This window comes from Micromonospora sp. L5, from assembly GCF_000177655.2.
Lineage (GTDB): Bacteria > Actinomycetota > Actinomycetes > Mycobacteriales > Micromonosporaceae > Micromonospora > Micromonospora aurantiaca.
This window is the reverse complement of record NC_014815.1, coordinates 3,494,291-3,509,760: the sequence shown is the minus strand read 5'-3', so window position 1 is coordinate 3,509,760 and position 15,470 is coordinate 3,494,291. Positions and strand designations below refer to the sequence as shown.

The 15,470-nt window shown below is 74.0% G+C and carries 11 protein-coding genes; 5 read left to right on the top strand and 6 right to left on the bottom strand.

From position 1 onward, the window contains the following. Positions 1-176: 176 nt before the first annotated feature. The gene (locus tag ML5_RS16605) at positions 177-1,577 is read left to right on the top strand and encodes a trehalose-6-phosphate synthase (protein WP_013288079.1); all 1,401 of its coding nucleotides are present in this window, start codon (positions 177-179) and stop codon (positions 1,575-1,577) included. Further along, positions 1,574-4,174, top strand: coding sequence for a trehalose-phosphatase (otsB, locus tag ML5_RS16600; protein ID WP_013475463.1), 2,601 nt, complete (start codon positions 1,574-1,576; stop codon positions 4,172-4,174). The genes ML5_RS16605 and otsB overlap by 4 nt, the downstream gene beginning before the upstream one ends. Before the next feature lie 164 nt (positions 4,175-4,338). On the opposite strand, the gene cobA is transcribed toward otsB, so the two are convergent. The 3 genes from cobA to cobC are packed head-to-tail and all read right to left on the bottom strand — an operon-like array spanning position 4,339 to position 7,741. Next, positions 4,339-5,589: a uroporphyrinogen-III C-methyltransferase gene (gene cobA, locus ML5_RS16595; RefSeq protein ID WP_013475462.1), complete on the bottom strand. Its 1,251-nt coding sequence runs from the start codon at positions 5,587-5,589 to the stop codon at positions 4,339-4,341. After that, positions 5,586-6,659, bottom strand: a complete 1,074-nt coding sequence (gene cobT, locus ML5_RS16590) for a nicotinate-nucleotide--dimethylbenzimidazole phosphoribosyltransferase (RefSeq protein WP_013475461.1) — start codon at positions 6,657-6,659, stop codon at positions 5,586-5,588. The genes cobA and cobT overlap by 4 nt, the downstream gene beginning before the upstream one ends. Then, the gene (gene cobC / locus ML5_RS16585) at positions 6,659-7,741 is read right to left on the bottom strand and encodes an Rv2231c family pyridoxal phosphate-dependent protein CobC (RefSeq protein WP_013475460.1); all 1,083 of its coding nucleotides are present in this window, start codon (positions 7,739-7,741) and stop codon (positions 6,659-6,661) included. The genes cobT and cobC overlap by 1 nt, the downstream gene beginning before the upstream one ends. A gap of 121 nt (positions 7,742-7,862) precedes the next feature. Between cobC and ML5_RS16580 the strand changes: the two genes are divergently transcribed. Next, positions 7,863-9,995 (top strand): transglycosylase domain-containing protein, encoded by a 2,133-nt coding sequence (locus tag ML5_RS16580; RefSeq protein WP_041784198.1) that lies wholly within the window; start codon positions 7,863-7,865, stop codon positions 9,993-9,995. A 112-nt stretch (positions 9,996-10,107) separates the two neighbouring features. Here the strand turns inward: ML5_RS16580 and ML5_RS16575 are convergent, their stop codons facing one another. Both ML5_RS16575 and ML5_RS16570 read right to left on the bottom strand, forming a co-directional pair. Beyond that, complete coding sequence (locus tag ML5_RS16575; RefSeq protein WP_013475458.1) at positions 10,108-10,677, bottom strand: GNAT family N-acetyltransferase; 570 nt, start codon at positions 10,675-10,677, stop codon at positions 10,108-10,110. After that, positions 10,674-12,044, bottom strand: coding sequence for a cobyrinate a,c-diamide synthase (locus ML5_RS16570; RefSeq protein WP_013288086.1), 1,371 nt, complete (start codon positions 12,042-12,044; stop codon positions 10,674-10,676). The genes ML5_RS16575 and ML5_RS16570 overlap by 4 nt, the downstream gene beginning before the upstream one ends. A 134-nt stretch (positions 12,045-12,178) precedes the next feature. Between ML5_RS16570 and ML5_RS16565 the strand changes: the two genes are divergently transcribed. Both ML5_RS16565 and ML5_RS16560 read left to right on the top strand, forming a co-directional pair. After that, the gene (locus ML5_RS16565) at positions 12,179-12,997 is read left to right on the top strand and encodes an SURF1 family protein (RefSeq protein ID WP_013288087.1); all 819 of its coding nucleotides are present in this window, start codon (positions 12,179-12,181) and stop codon (positions 12,995-12,997) included. 81 nt (positions 12,998-13,078) lie between these two features. Next, positions 13,079-13,825, top strand: a complete 747-nt coding sequence (locus ML5_RS16560) for a hypothetical protein (RefSeq protein WP_013475457.1) — start codon at positions 13,079-13,081, stop codon at positions 13,823-13,825. A 4-nt stretch (positions 13,826-13,829) separates the two neighbouring features. Here the strand turns inward: ML5_RS16560 and ML5_RS16555 are convergent, their stop codons facing one another. Then, the gene (locus ML5_RS16555) at positions 13,830-15,413 is read right to left on the bottom strand and encodes an ATP-dependent DNA ligase (RefSeq protein WP_013475456.1); all 1,584 of its coding nucleotides are present in this window, start codon (positions 15,411-15,413) and stop codon (positions 13,830-13,832) included. Between the last annotated feature and the right edge of the window lie 57 nt (positions 15,414-15,470).

Sequence of the window (15,470 nt, the reverse complement as noted above, 5' to 3'; positions counted from 1 at the left end):
ACGTCTCCGGTACGACCGGGAAGAGCAGAACTGCGGCCCCGGGTGTCGACAAGATCACGCGTTGGGTTCGGCGGTTCTGGGACGGGTAGGTAACTCCGGCACGGGGGATCAGACGCCGCAGCTACGCTCAGTACGCTCATCGCGGTGGACCCGTCAGTACCCGGAGGTGGCCGATCGTGACCGTCCGTAGCTCCTTTGTCGTAGTGGCCAACCGTCTGCCGGTCGACGAGGTGAGCACACCCGAGGGGCGGCAGTGGCGGCGCAGCCCCGGCGGGCTGGTGACCGCGCTGCACCCGGTGCTGGCCGAGCACCAGGGCACCTGGGTGGGGTGGGCCGGCGGCACCGGCGCCGCGCCCGAGCCGTTCGACCTGGAGGGCATCCGGCTGCACCCGGTGCCGTTGAGCGCCGAGGAGCTGGAGCGCTACTACGAGGGCCAGTCGAACGCGACGATCTGGCCGCTCTACCACGACGCGGTGGAGACGCCCGCCTACAAGCGGCGCTGGCGCGAGGCGTACCGGCTGGTGAACGCCCGGTTCGCGGAGGCCGCGGCGGACGTGGCCGCCGAGGGCGCGACGGTCTGGGTCCAGGACTACCAGCTCCAGCTCGTGCCGGCGATGCTCCGCGAGCTGCGGCCGGACCTGCGGATCGGCTTCTTCCTGCACATCCCGTTCCCGCCGATCGAGCTGTTCATGCAGATGCCGTTCCGCACCGAGATCCTCCGTGGACTGCTCGGCGCGGACCTGGTCGGCTTCCAGCAGCGCCTGGCGGCGCAGAACTTCGTCCGGCTGGCCCGGCACCTGCTCGGCCTGCGCTACGAGGGCCAGATGATCCAGGTCGACGGCCGGCAGGTGAAGGCCGGCGCGTTCCCCATCTCGATCGACACCAAGGAGATGGAGCGGCTGGCCGAGGACCCGGCGATCCAGGCCCGGGCCAAGCAGATCCGCGAGGAGCTGGGCAACCCGAAGACGATCATCCTGGGCGTCGACCGGCTCGACTACACCAAGGGCATCGAACTCCGGCTGAAGGCCTTCCGAGAACTCCTCGCTGACGGAAAGTTGACAGTTCCGGACGCGGTTATGGTGCAGGTCGCCACGCCCAGCCGCGAGCGCGTGGAGCACTACCAGGCACTTCGGGTGAAGGTGGAACGCGAGGTTGGCCGGATCAATGGTGAATTCGGCCGGGTCGGCGTGCCTGCAGTGCATTATCTGCATCAGTCGTACAGTCGCTCCGAACTGGCCGCGATGTACGTCGCGGCCGACGTGATGATGGTGACCCCGCTGCGAGACGGAATGAATCTGGTGGCCAAGGAGTACGTCGCATCGCGCGCCGACCAGGGCGGCGCGCTCGTGCTCAGTGAGTTCGCCGGCGCCGCGACAGAGCTGCGCCAGGCGTTCCTGTGTAATCCGCACGACCCGGACGCGGTGAAGGACGCGTTGCTGCGGGCCGTGCATGTCGAAAAGCCCGAAGCCCGCCGCCGGATGCGCGTCATGCAGCGCCATCTGCGCAGCCACGACGTGGGCCACTGGGCCAAGTCGTTCCTCAGCGAGCTCGGCGTCCCCGATACGGAGGCTGCGTGACCTCGCCCGCCCCCGCCGCCGCCCACGGCGGCGTGCTGGATCCCGAACTGCGTGCCGCCATCGGCCGTATCGCCCGGGTTCCGCAACTCCTGGTCGCCTGCGACTACGACGGCACGCTGGCGCCGATCGTCGAGGACCCCAGCAAGGCAGTGCCGCTGCCCGAGTCGGTGGCGGCCGTACGCGCGCTCGCCGCGCTGCCGCAGACGAGCGTCGCCGTCGTCTCCGGCCGGGCGCTGCGCGACCTGGCCACGCTCTCGCGGCTGCCCAGCGAGGTGCACCTCGTCGGCAGCCACGGCTCGGAGTTCGACATCGGCTTCGTCGAGCGGCTCACCCCCGAGCTGATCGCGGTCCGGCACCGGCTCCGCGAGGCGCTGCGCGAGATCGCCGCCGAGCACCCGGGCATCCGCCTGGAACGCAAGCCGGCCAGCGTCGCAGTGCACACCCGCGGTGTGGACCCGCACGTCGCCGCCCGGGCCGTCGAGGCGGTCCGCAACGGCCCCGCGACCTGGGAGGGCGTGACAGTCACCCAGGGCAAGGAGGTCATCGAGCTGTCGGTGGTCGTCACCAACAAGGGCACCGCCGTCGACCAGCTCCGCACCCAGCTCGCCGCGAGCGCGGTGCTGTTCATCGGCGACGACGTCACCGACGAGAACGCCTTCGGCAACCTGACCGGGCCGGACGTCGGCATCAAGATCGGTCCCGGGGAGACCCGGGCCGACTACCGGGTGGCCGAGCCGATCGAGGCGGCCCGGGCGCTCGGGCTGCTGCTGGAGACGCGGCGGCACTGGCTGTTCGGCGAGCGGGCGGTGCCGATCGAGCGGCACTCGATGCTCGCCAACGGCCGTACCGTCGCGCTCGTCACACCGGAAGCCAAGATCACCTGGCTGTGCCACCCGAAGCCGGACTCGGCGGCGATCTTCGCCGACCTGGTCGGCGGCAGCCCGGCCGGGCATTTCACGGTCGGCCCGGAGCGGGGCGGCATCCCGCTGGGCCAGCGCTACCGCAGCAACACGATGACGGTCGAGACCCGCTGGTCCGGCCTGACCGTGACCGACTGGCTCGACCTGCCGGTACGGGAGACCACGCCGGACGACCCCGCAGTGGTCAGCGGCGACTCGACACTGGTCCGGGTGCTCAGCGGCACCGGGCGGGCCCGGGTCGAGTTCGCGCCGCGCCCCGAGTTCGGTCAGGTGGCGGTGCAGCTCCAGCCGCTCGACGACGGCCTGCTGGTGCTCGGCTCCAACGAGCCGGTCGCGCTGCACTCCCCCGGCGTCGAGTGGGAGGTCACCAACGACGCCGGCTACGAGACCGCGAAGGCGGTGGTCGACCTGTCCGCCGCCGGTGGCCAGGTGGTGCTGGAGCTGCGCTTCGGCACGCAGAGCCTGGAACCGCACCGGCTGCCGCTGCACGAGCGGCAGGCCGCCGCGGAGCAGCCCTGGAAGGACTGGGTGTCCTCGCTGCGGCTGCCCGCGACCGCCCGGGACCTGGTCGCCCGCAGCGCGCTGACGCTGCGCGGCCTCTGCCACGAACCGACCGGCTCGATCCTCGCCGCGGCCACCACGTCGCTGCCGGAGGAACTGGGCGGTGTCCGCAACTGGGACTACCGCTACTGCTGGCTGCGGGACGCCGCGATGACCGCCCGCGCGCTTGTCGACCTCGGCTCGACCGAGGAGGCCGAAGGGCTGCTGCGCTGGATCGACGGCGTGGTCGAGCGCACCGGCGGGCACCCGGAGCGGCTGCACCCGCTCTACACGGTGGACGGCTTCGAACTGGGCGCCGAGGCGGTCATCGACACGCTGCCCGGCTACGCCGGCTCCCGGCCGGTACGCGTCGGCAACCTCGCCAACCACCAGCTCCAGCTCGACGTCTTCGGCCCGGTCGCGGACCTGATCGCGGCGGTGGCCGACGCCCGGGGCTCGATCCGCGACGACGAGTGGCGGGTGCTGGAGAACATGGTCGAGGCGGTACGCCGCCGCTGGCACGAGCCCGACCACGGCATCTGGGAGGCCCGCCTCCCCCCGCGGCACCACGTCTTCTCCAAGGTCATGCTCTGGATGACGGTGGACCGCGCGCTGCACGTCGTACGCCGCCACGGCGGCGAGGACCGGCCCGAGTGGGTCGAGCTGCGCGACCGGATCGCCTCAAACGTGCTGGAGCACGGCTGGCACCCGGAGGCCGAGGCGTACAGCGTCGCCTACGGGTACGAGGAGATGGACGCCTCGTCACTGTGGATCGGCATCTCCGGGCTGCTCGCCGGCGACGACCCGCGTTTCCTCTCCACCGTGCTCAAGATCGAGGCGGAGTTGCGCAGCGGTCCGGTCGTCTACCGGTACCACTGGGACGACGGCCTGCCCGGCCGGGAGGGCGGCTTCCACATCTGCACGTCGTGGCTGATCGAGGCGTACCTGCGCACCGGCCGCCGCAGCGATGCCGAGGAGCTGTTCACCCAGATGGTCGACACGGCCGGGCCGACCGGGCTGCTGCCGGAGCAGTACGACCCGCTGGCCGAGCGCGGGCTGGGCAACCACCCGCAGGCGTACAGCCACCTCGGCCTGATCCGCTGCGCCCTGCTGCTGGACAACATGCTCAAGCAGTGACCTGACCGAAGCACCAGACGGCGGCGAGGACCCAAGGTCCCCGCCGCCGTCCCCGTCCCACCCCAGCCCCAGCCCCGCCCCCAGCCCGGCGATCTTGCACTTGCTGCCCCGGCGAAGGGGCCATAACGGGCACCGGGCGGGCACCAAGTGCAAGATCGGCGCTATCAGGGGGCGGCGGGCGGGGTCAGGGCGTGGACCACGTCGCCGAGCACCACGATCGCGGGTGGGCGCAGCGCGGCGGCCTCGACGTCGGCGGCGACCCTGCCCAGCGTGGAGCGCAGCATCCGCTGGGCGGCTGTGGTGCCCTCCTGGATCACCGCGGCGGGAGTGTCAGCCGGCTTGCCGTGCGCGATCAGGGTGGCACCGATCGCGGCGAGGTTCTTCAGGCCCATCAGGATCACGAGCGTGCCCCGCAGCCCGGCCAGGGCGTCCCAGCGCACCAGCGACGCGGGCGCGTCGGGCGCGAGGTGCCCGGAGACCACTGTGAACTCGTGCGCCACGCCCCGGTGGGTCACCGGCACCCCGGCCACCTCGGGCACCGCGATCGCGCTCGTCACGCCGGGCACCACAGTCACCGGCACGCCCGCCTCGGCGCAGGCCAGCAACTCCTCGCCGCCACGGCCGAAGACGTACGGGTCGCCGCCCTTGAGCCGTACCACCACCTTGCCGGCCCGCGCCCGGTCCACCAGGATCCGGTTGATCTCCTCCTGGGCACGGGACGGCCCGTACGGGATCTTGGAGGCGTCGACCAGTTCGACGTCCGGGCGCAGTTCGTCCAGGAGCAGGCCGGGCACGAGCCGGTCGGCGACGACCACCTCGGCCTCGGTGAGCAGCCGCCACCCCTTCACGGTGATCAGCTCCGGGTCGCCCGGTCCGGATCCGACGAGTGCGACGCGCCCTCCGGTGTTAAGAGGGGGCCCTTCCTCTACCGCAGGCGTTAAGAGGGGGCCCTTCCTTCCGAGCAGGGCGCGGATGGCGTCGCGGGTCGCCATCGCTCGGCGGGGGTCGCCGCCGCCGAGGACCGCCACTGTGACCGGGCCGTGCCGGGTCACCGCCGGGGTCCACGCGCTCGCCGCCGTCCGGTCGTCGGCGCGTACGCAGAAGATCCGCCGCTCGGCCGCGGCGGCACTGACCGCAGCGGCGGCGGCCCGGTCGTCGACCGCCACCTGGACCAGCCACGCACCGTCCAGGTCGCCGGGGACGAACCGGCGCGGCTCCCAGTGCAGCCGCCCGGCGTCGACGTGCGCGCGCAGCGCCGGGGTCAGCTCGGGCGACACCAGCAGCACGTCCGCGCCGGCGTCGAGCAGCGCGGGCACCCGCCGGGTCGCGACCGCTCCCCCGCCGACGACGACCACGCGCCGCCCGCCCAGCCGCAACCCCAGGGGGTACGGGCTCGGCGGCGTCGGCCCGGTCACTTCTCCGCCACCCCGGCGGAGTCGAACGTCGCCACCTCGTGCAGCACCCGGACCGCGCCGGTGACCACCGGCAGGGCGAGCAGCGCTCCGGTGCCCTCGCCGAGCCGCAGCCCCAGGTCGATCAGCGGTTCCAGGCCGAGGTGCCGCAGCGCCGCCGTGGCGCCCGGCTCGGCGCTGCGGTGCCCGGCGACCATGGCGCCCACGGCGTCCGGCGCGAACGCGGCAGCGGCGAGCGCGGCGCTCACCGCGATCACGCCGTCGAGCAGCACCGGCACCCGGCGCGCGGCGGCGCCGAGGATCAGGCCGGTCAGCGCGGCGTGCTCCAGCCCGCCGACGGTCGCCAGCACGCCCAGCGGGTCGGCCGGGCCGGGCTCGTGCCGGGCCAGCGCGGCCCGCACCACAGCCACCTTGCGGGCGTACGTCTCGTCGTCGACCCCGGTGCCCCGGCCGGTGGCCGCCTCGGCGTCCACGCCGGAGAACGCGGCGATGAGCGTGGCGGACGGGGTGGTGTTGCCGATGCCCATGTCGCCGGTGAGCAGGATGCCCGCCCCGGCGTCGATCAGCTCGCCGGCGACCCGGATGCCGGTCTCGACGGCCGAGCGGGCCTCGTCCCGGGTCAGCGCCGCGGTGACCGTCATGTCGCGGGTACCGGGCCGTACGTTCGCGGCCACCAGGCGCGGCCCGGCCGGGTCACCGGGCTCGTCGGCACCGGGGATCGGGGTGGCCACGCCGACGTCCACCACTGTGACCGAGGCACCGGCCTGGCGGGCGAACGCGTTGACCACCGCGCCGCCGGCCAGGAAGTTCGCGATCATCTGGGCGGTGACCTCCTGCGGCCACGGGGTCACGCCCTGGGCGTGCACGCCGTGGTCACCGGCGAAGATCGCCACCGCGGCCGGTTCGGGCAGTGGCGGTGGGCAGGCGCCGGCCAGCCCGGCGAGGCGTACCGAGAGCGGCTCCAGGGCGCCGAGCGAGCCGGCGGGCTTGGTCAGCCGCCCCTGCAACTCGCGGGCCGCCGCCATGGCGGCCTCGTCCAGCGGCCGGATCGCCGCGACTGTGGACTCCAGCATCATGCCTCCAGGATCCGTGCCAGCGTCTCGATGAACGCGTCGGTGGTGCGCCGGTCGCGTACGGCGATCCGGAGCCAGTCCGGGCCGAGCCCGGGGAACGTGTCGCCCCGGCGTACCGCCCAGCCGTGGGCGCGCAGCCGCTCGCGTACGTCGGCGGCGCCGGCCACGTGGATCAGGACGAAGGCGGCGGCCGGGCGGCCCGCCACGCGTACCCCCGGCAGGCCGGACAGGCGGGCCACCAGGTGGTCGCGGTCGGCGGCGAGTTCGGCGGCGATGGCGCGTTCGGCGGCGACGGCGGCCGGCGCGGCGCAGGCGGTGGCGGCGGCGAGCGCCGGGGTGGAGACCGCCCAGAGCGGCTGCGCGGCGGCGAACCGGGCCAGCAGCGCGGCGTCGCCGAGCAGGTAGCCGATCCGCAGCCCGGCCAGGCCCCAGGTCTTGGTGAGGCTGCGGACCACCACGAGGCCGGGGAGGTCGCGGCGGGCGGCGAGCGACTCGGGCTCGCCGTCGACGCCGGGCGCGGCTGTGGTGTCGGCGAAGGCCTCGTCGACCACGAGCACCCGGCCGGGACGGGCCAGCGCGGCGATGGTGTCCGCCGGGTGCAGGACCGAGGTCGGGTTCGTGGGGTTGCCGATCATGACCAGGTCGGCGTCGCCGGGGACGCGGGCCGGGTCCAGGCGGAAGCCGTCGGCCGGGTCGAGCAGCACCCGGTCGACCCGGTGCCCGGCGGCCCGCAGCGCGGCCTCCGGCTCGGTGAACTGCGGGTGCACCACAACGGGGTGGCGGACGCCGGACAGCGCGCGGGCGATCAGGACGAAACCCTCGGCGGCGCCGGCGGTGAGGAGTACCTCCTCCGGGGGTCGCCCGTGCCGGTGAGCGACGGCGGCGCGGGCCGGGGCCGGGTCCGGATACGCGGCCAGGTCGCCCAGCGCCGCGGTGATCGGGTCGGCCAGCCAGTCCGGCATCGGGGCGCGGCGCACGTTCACCGCCAGGTCCACCAGGCCGGGAGTGGCCTCGGCGTCCCCGTGGTGGCCCAGGTCGGGCTCGTCGAGCGCGGCGGCGCTCCCGGTCGGTGCTGCGGGCATGTCCGCGATCCTGCCGGGTAGCCGCCGCCCGGGACAGCGCATCCCGGCGTGGGTCGCGTCACGGTCCGCTGGTTTATGAGTTCTTCTCATTTTTGAATCGGAAATGTCATAGCTTGACCCCGTGAGCAGTCGTCCCCTTGCTTCCGCTGGCCGTCTCGTTCCCCTTCTCCGCGCCGGGCTGATCGCCGGCATCGTGGTCGCCGCCGCCCTGTATCCACTGGTCGCCGTCACCGGCATCGGGGCCAAGGCCACCGCGCACGCGATCGAACAGAAGACGAGCATCCTCAAGACCGCGCTGCCGGCCGAGACCTCGTACGTCTACGCGCCGGACGGCAAGACCGTGCTGACGATGTTCTACGAGGAGTACCGGCAGTACACCAAGATCGAGAACATGTCGCCGAACATCCAGCAGGCGATCGTCGCCGCCGAGGACAACCGCTTCTACCAGCACCACGGCGTCGACCCGAAGGGCGTGGCGCGTGCTTTCGTGTCCAACGCCCGATCCGGCGGCGTCTCCCAGGGCGCCTCGACGATCACCATGCAGTACGTGCGGATGGCGCTGCGGGACAGCGCGACCACGCCCAAGGAGGTCCAGGAGGCGACCCAGCAGACCAGCCTGCGCAAGGTCAAGGAGATGCGCATGGCGCTGGACATCGAGAAGCACCTGAGCAAGGAGCAGATCCTGGAGCGCTACCTCAACTCGGCCTACTTCGGTCACCGCGCGTACGGGATCTACGCCGCCTCGCAGATCTTCTTCTCCAAGACCCCGGCCACGCTCACCCCGGTCGAGGCGGCCACGCTGGCCGGGCTGGTGAAGTCGCCGTCGGAGTACGACCCGATCACCTCGGACCAGAAGGACGCCACCGGCCGGCGCAACTACGTGCTGGACAACATGGCCCGCCTCGGCTACCTGTCGCCCGATGCCGCCGCCGCGGCCAAGGGCCAGCCGATCAAGCTGAAGCTGACCACCCCGCCGAACGACTGCGCCGCGATCGACGGCGGCCACCGCAGCTGGGGCTTCTACTGCGACTACCTGAAGAACTGGTGGAGCTCGCAGCCCGCGTTCGGCGAGAACCGGCTGGAACGGATGGACAAGCTGCGCCGCGGCGGCTACCGGATCGTGCTCGCCGTCGACCCGAAGACACAGGCGGCGGCGGAGAAGAACGTCGGCGCCAAGGACAACACCGGCAGCCCGTTCGCCAACGGCATCGTGGTCGCCGAACCCGGCACCGGACGGATCAAGGCGATGGCGGTGAACCGGAACTACTCGCTCGACCTGGCCGAGAACCCGAACAGCTCGAACCCGGAGGCCGGCCCGAAGGTCAAGGCGAACTACCCGAACACCGTGGCGCCGCTGCTCGGCGGCGGGACGCTACCGGGCTACCAGGCCGGTTCGACGTTCAAGATGTTCCCGATGCTCGCCGCGCTCAACGCCGGGATGCCGCTGTCCACCGCGTACGACTCGCCGCACACGTACAAGTCGGCCGTCTACGACGGGTGGGCCCCGTCCAACGCCAGCGGCGCGATGACCGGCCGGCAGACCATGTGGTCCGGGTTCGGCAAGTCGGTGAACACGTACTTCGTCCAACTGGAGGAGAAGATCGGCGCGGACGCCGGGGTGCGCCTGGCCGAGCAGCTGGGGCTGCGCTGGCGTACCGACGTGGACAAGGAGCAGGCGTCGCCGGGCAAGGCGAAGAAGTGGGGCGCGTTCACGCTCGGCGTCTCCGACGCCACCCCGCTGGAGATGGCGAACGCGTACGCCGCCATCGCCGCCGACGGGCGCTACTGCGAGGCCATCCCGGTCAACGCGATCATGAACCGGGACGGCACGCCGGCCACGTACACGACGGCGGGCGGGGTGCAGCGGGAGGTCGCCAAGCCGCGGTGCCGGCAGGTGGTGAACGCCGACGCGGCCCGCGCCGCCACGGACGCGGCGCGCTGCCCGACCGGCGACACCCCGGCCAGGGGGAGCTGCGGCGGCTGGTCGACAGCCGACAGCGTGCGGGGCACCGTGGGCCGCCCGGTCGCCGGCAAGACGGGTACGACGGACAGCACCCGGTCGGCGTGGTTCGTCGGCTACACGCCGGAGCTGGCGGCGGCGAGCTTCATCGCCGACCCGGACAATCCGTTCAACGCGGTGGGTGACGGCCAGTCGCAGATCCCGGTGAACGCGGTGGCGCAGACCCTGCGGGACTCCCTGAAGGGCCAGCCCACCCGCCAGTTCACCCCACCCTCCGACCAGATGGTCGGCTGACCCACCTGATCCGCCCGGGGGTGCGCCCGGGTAGTTGATCAAGGAGTTTGCGTTCCGGATCGGCCGATCCGCCGACGCGAACTCCTTGATCGACGTTGTGGGGCGGGAGCGGTCAGCGGAGGTCGGCGGCGACGAAGGACCACAGCTCCAGGTCGACCCGGGCGCCGCGGACGATACCGGCGTTGCGCAGCAGGCCCTCGTAGCTGAAGCCGGCCTTCTCGGCGACCCGCCGGGACGCCACGTTGCCGGCTGCCACCCGCAGCTCCACCCGCTGGAACCCGTGCTCCAGGATCAACGCGATGGCCACCGCGTCCACCGCCTCGACCGCCAGGCCGTAACCCCGGGCGTGCGGCGCGATCGCGTACGACAGCTCGGTGAGCCGGGCGCCCCAGTCGGTACGGCGGGCCCAGAGCGAGCCGACCACCCGCTGGTCCTCCCGGCGGACCACCGCCCAGTGGTCGCCGTCGCCGCTGTCACGCCGCTGCCGGGCCAGCTCGGTGCACCACGCCCGCCCGTCGATCTGCCCGGACGCCTCGGCCAGCGGCAGCCAGCGCTGCGTCTGCCGGTCGGCGAACACCTCGTCCACCGCCTCCGCGTCGGCGACGACGAGGTGCCGCACCTCGATGCGCGGGGTCGAGACGGTGAGCGCCGGGAACCGGCGTACCGCCACCTGCCCGATCACGCCGGCGCCCCCACCGGCGCCAGCGCGGCGGCCACCAGCCGGGCCGCGATGTCCGGATGCGCGGCCCAGTGCGGCACGAGCTGCGAGGCGTGCACCGCCTGCCGGACGAAGCCCTCCGGGTTGCCACCCTCCCAGCGCCAGGCCGGACGGTCACCGGCCCGCGGAGTGAGCACTGCGGCGTGCTGCTTGTGCCCGGTCACCGTCGTGCCGGCCGCGGCCACCACGCTGTCGGTGACAGCGGTGGCCGTGCGGTAGCCGACCACCAGGCCGTCCCGGATCGTGCCGACCGCGTCGAGCACCCCGCACATGGGCAGGCCGTCCAGCTCCCGTGCCAGCCAGAGCAGGCCGGCCCCCTCGGCGATCACCGGGCGGCCCGAACGGGCCAGCTCGGCCACCGCGATGCAGAGGCGGCGGTTGGCGGAGAGCTGCTCCGCGTACGTCTCGGGCAGCCCGCCGCCGACGACGAGCGCGCGCGCCCCGGCGGGCAGCGCCTCGTCGCGCAGCGGGTCGAGCGTGACCACCTCGGCGCCCGCGGCGCGCAGCAGCTCGGCGGTCTCGGGGTGGCTGTAGGCGCCGGCCGGTCCGCCGGCGAGCGCCACCACCGGCCGCTCCCCCGACGGCTGCGGCGCGTCGGCCGGCTCCGGCGACCACGGCTCCACGGTGAGCGCGGGGGCGGAGCGGGCCAGCGCCAGCAGCCGGTCGAGGTCGACGGTGGCGGCCACCGCCTCACCGAGCCGGCGTACGCCGCGTTCGGCGTCCGCGTCGGCACGCACCACGGGACCGGTGCCGTACCGGCGGGCGGGCAGCACCGGGGGCAGCTCGTGCCGGCGCAACGCCCCGTAGACCGGCACGCCCACGTCGTCGAGCGCCTCGCGCAACAGCGCCTCGTGCCGGGGCGAGGCCACCCGGTTGAGGATCACGCCGCCCAGCCACAGCTCGTCGTCGTACGCCCGGAAGCCGTGCACCAGCGCGGCCACCGACTGGCCCATCGCGGCCACGTCCACCACGAGCACCACCGGGCTGCGCAGCGCGGTGGCGACTGCTGCCGTGGACTCGCTCTCCGGTCGTCCGCCGACCGAGTCGTAGAGGCCCATCGTGCCCTGCACCAGCGCGAACCCGGCGCCGGCCGCGCCGTACGCGAAAAGGGGGGCGATCCGCTCCGGGCCGACGAGTCTCGGGTCCAGCGTGCGCCCGGCGCGCCCGGCGGCGAGCCCCAGATACGCCGCGTCCACCTGGTCCGGCCCGACCTTGAACCCGGCCACCGGGATTCCCCGGTCGGTGAACGCCGCGAGCAGGCCGAGGGAGACGGCGCCGGTGCCGTGCCCCGAGGAGGGCGCACTCAGCACGACGCGCGGCACGTCGGTCATCATCGACTCCTGATGTGGGTGGTTTCCGCCCGCGTGACCATACCCGTCCGGCCCGGCGCGCGAGAGCCGCGCACACCGCCGTTTCTGCCTGGCAGCGGCGAGTGGCATCGCTCATACGGGTAGCCTTGGCCAACGTGTACCGGTTCCTGCTGACCCCGCGCTGGCTCGGCTACCTCGCGCTCACGCTCGTCGCCGCCACGGTGATGGTGTTCCTGGGCAACTGGCAGCTGGACCGCTACCGGGGCCGGACGGCCGTCAACGAGCGCATCGACGCCGGGGCCACCATGACGCCCGCGCCGCTGCGCGACGCGCTCCCCGCGCCCAGCGGCGGCGACGTCGGTCCCGCGCCGTCCGAGGAGCTCACCTGGAGCCGGGTCACCGCCACCGGCCGGTACGACAGCGCGAACACCGTCCTGATCCGCGGCCGCACCGTCGACCGGACCGTCGGCTTCGAGGTGCTCACCCCGCTGGTGCTGGCCGACGGCACCGCGGTGCTCGTCGACCGGGGCTGGATCCCGCCCGTGCCGGGCGCCGGTGCGACAGTCCAGCCGGAGGTCCCGGCGGCGCCGGCCGGCGAGGTGACGGTGACCGGCCGGGTGGTCGGCAGCGAGAGCGGCGGCGGCGCGGTCAGCCGGCGCGACGGCAAGCTGGAGGCCCGGCGCATCGACATCCCCCGCCTGGCCGAGCAACTCCCCTACCCGGTGACCGGCGGCTACGTGCTGCTCGACGGCCAGACGCCGGCCGCCGACCCGGCCTTCCAGGCGGTCCAGATCGGGCACACCAACAACTGGCAGAACTTCGGCTACGTGTGGCAGTGGTGGATCTTCGCGGTGATGAGCCTGTTCGGCTACGGCTGGGTGGCGCGCCGGGAGGCCCGCCGCCGGGCCGGGCTGGACACCCCGGGTGAGCCGGTGGACCGCGCCGCCGAGCCCGCCGCCCCCACCTCCGCCTGAGTACGTCGCCCTCCCGGTGGGCACACCTGGGGGCGGGGACGTTGTAGGGTCCGCGGATGATCGTCAATCGTGGGGGTCGCGGTGACCTCTGACGCCACGACGCCCCCGGCCGCCGAGCCACCCGCGTACGACCCGTGGTCGGCCATGCCGCCTGCGGTCGCGCCGCCCACCGAGCAGTTCCCGGTGATCGCCGCGCCGGAGGCACCCGTCACCCCCGCCCCCACCGCGCAGCTCCCCGCCCCGCCGGTGGCCCCGCCTTACTCCGCGCCGCCGTTCTCGGCCCCACCGGCGCCGCTCTCCGCGCCGCCGGCCACCGCGCAGTTCCCGGCCGCGCCGCAGTTCCCGGCCGCGCCGCAGTTCTCCGCGCCGCCCGCGCAGTTCTCCGCGCCGCCCGTACCGCCGGCCGGGGTGGTCGCGCCGTACTACGGGCCCGCACCCGGGGCGTATCCACCGCCCGGGCCGGTGCCGCCCACGCAGTCGGCGGTAGCCGTGCAGATCGCCGAGATCATGGTGACGCCGCCTGTCATCCGCACCCCGGCCGGCGTCCTGCCGCTCGCCGGCGCCTCCTGGTACGTGACCGACTACTGGCAGAAGGAGGAGAAGATCGCCCAGTGGGCCATCGTCGCCGCGATCCTCGGCTTCTTCTGCCTGACCGTGTTCAGCCTCCTCTTCCTGCTGGTCAAGGAGACGCGGCACTACGGCACCGTGCAGGTGACGGTGAACAGTGGCGGGCACCAGTACGTCGCGCGGATCCCGGTGACCGACCAGTTCCAGGTGCAGCAGCTCAACAACCAGGTCAACTACGCCCGGTCGTTGTCGGCCGGCTGAGCCGTCAGCCGGTGACCCGGCCGGCGTGGATGGCGCGGACCGCGTCGATGGTGTCCGCCTCGGCGGCGGTCTTGTCGTCGCGGTAGCGCAGCACGCGGGCGAAGCGCAACGCCATGCCGCCCGGGTACCGGCTGCTCGTCTGCACCCCGTCGAACGCGATCTCGACCACCTGCTCCGGCCGGACCCGCACCACCCAGTCGCCCTTCTCCACGGCGAGCGACAGGAACCGTTCGGTCTGCCAGCGCAGCAGCTCGTCGGTGAGCCCCTTGAACGTCTTGCCGAGCATGACGAACTCGCCGGTGCGCGGATCGCGGGCGCCGAGGTGCAGGTTGGACAGCCAGCCCTCCCGCCGGCCGCTGCCCCACTCGACCGCGAGGACCACCAGGTCGAGCGTGTGCCGCGGCTTGACCTTGACCCAGGCCGAGCCGCGCCGGCCGGCGTCGTAGGGCGCGGCCGGGTCCTTGACCACCACGCCCTCCTGACCGGCGTCGACAGCCGCGGCGAACGCCGTGGCCGCCTGCTCCACGTCGTCCACCTCGATTCGGTCGACGAGCAGCGAGGCGTCGACCGCGCCGGCCAGGGCCGCCCACCGCTCCCGTCCGGGCGCGTCGATCAGGTCGGTGCCGTCGAGGTGCAGCAGGTCGAAGAAGTACGGCGTGAGCACCGGTTCGCCGGTGCGCTCGGCGGCGGCCAGCACGGCGGGCGCGACCGGTGCCTGCCCGGTGGTGCTGGGCGTGGTGCGCCGGGCCGCCCGGCTGGACGTCTCCTGGAACGGCAGCGGCCGGCCGGCGGCGTCCAGCCCGATCGCCTCGCCGTCGAGCACCAGCTCGCGGGCGGGCAGCGCGCGGACGGCGGCCACCACCTGGGGCAGCCGGCCGGTGATCTCGTCCAGGCTGCGGGTGAAGACCGCGATGTCCGGGCCGGAGCGGTGCACCTGGATGCGGATGCCGTCGAGCTTTACGTCGACCACCGCCGGCACGCCGGTGGCGGTGAGCGCCTCGTCGACCGAGGGCGCGCTCTGCGCCAGCATCGGCGCGAGCGGCCGGCCCACCTGGAGCCCGAACCCGGCCAGCGCGGCGGCGCCGCCGGTGAGCGCCGCGACCGCCACCGCCCGCAGGTCACCGGCGAGCAGCAGGGCCCGCCGGACGGCCGTGACCGGGACGTCGGCGGCGCGCGCGACCGCGTCGGCCAGCAGCCCGGCCTGCGCGCCCTGGCGCAGCTCGCCCCGGAACAGGCCGGTCAGCAGGCGCTGCTCGTCGGCGGTGGCGGCGGCGAAGAGACGGCCGACCAGTTCCCGGCGCCGGGCCTGCGAACCGGCCCCGGCGACGCGGGAGATCTCCTCGATCGCCGCGTCGACGGCGGCGACGGTGAGCGTCGGCTCGGCGGCCGGCGGGGGCAGGTCACGCAGGCCCGCCCAGCCGACACCGGTCTGACGCTGACGCAGCTCACCGGCGAGATAGCCGGCACCGGCCGGGATCTCGCCCGGCTCCAGCCCGCGCAGCGCGGCGGCCAGCAGCTCCACCTTGGCCCGTCGGCCGCTGGTGGCCCCGACCGCGGCCGAGGTGGCCGCCAGCTCCGCGAAACGCACGCCCACATCCTGCCAGTCGCGTGTGACATCGGGGTGGATCCGGCGGCCCGGCACACC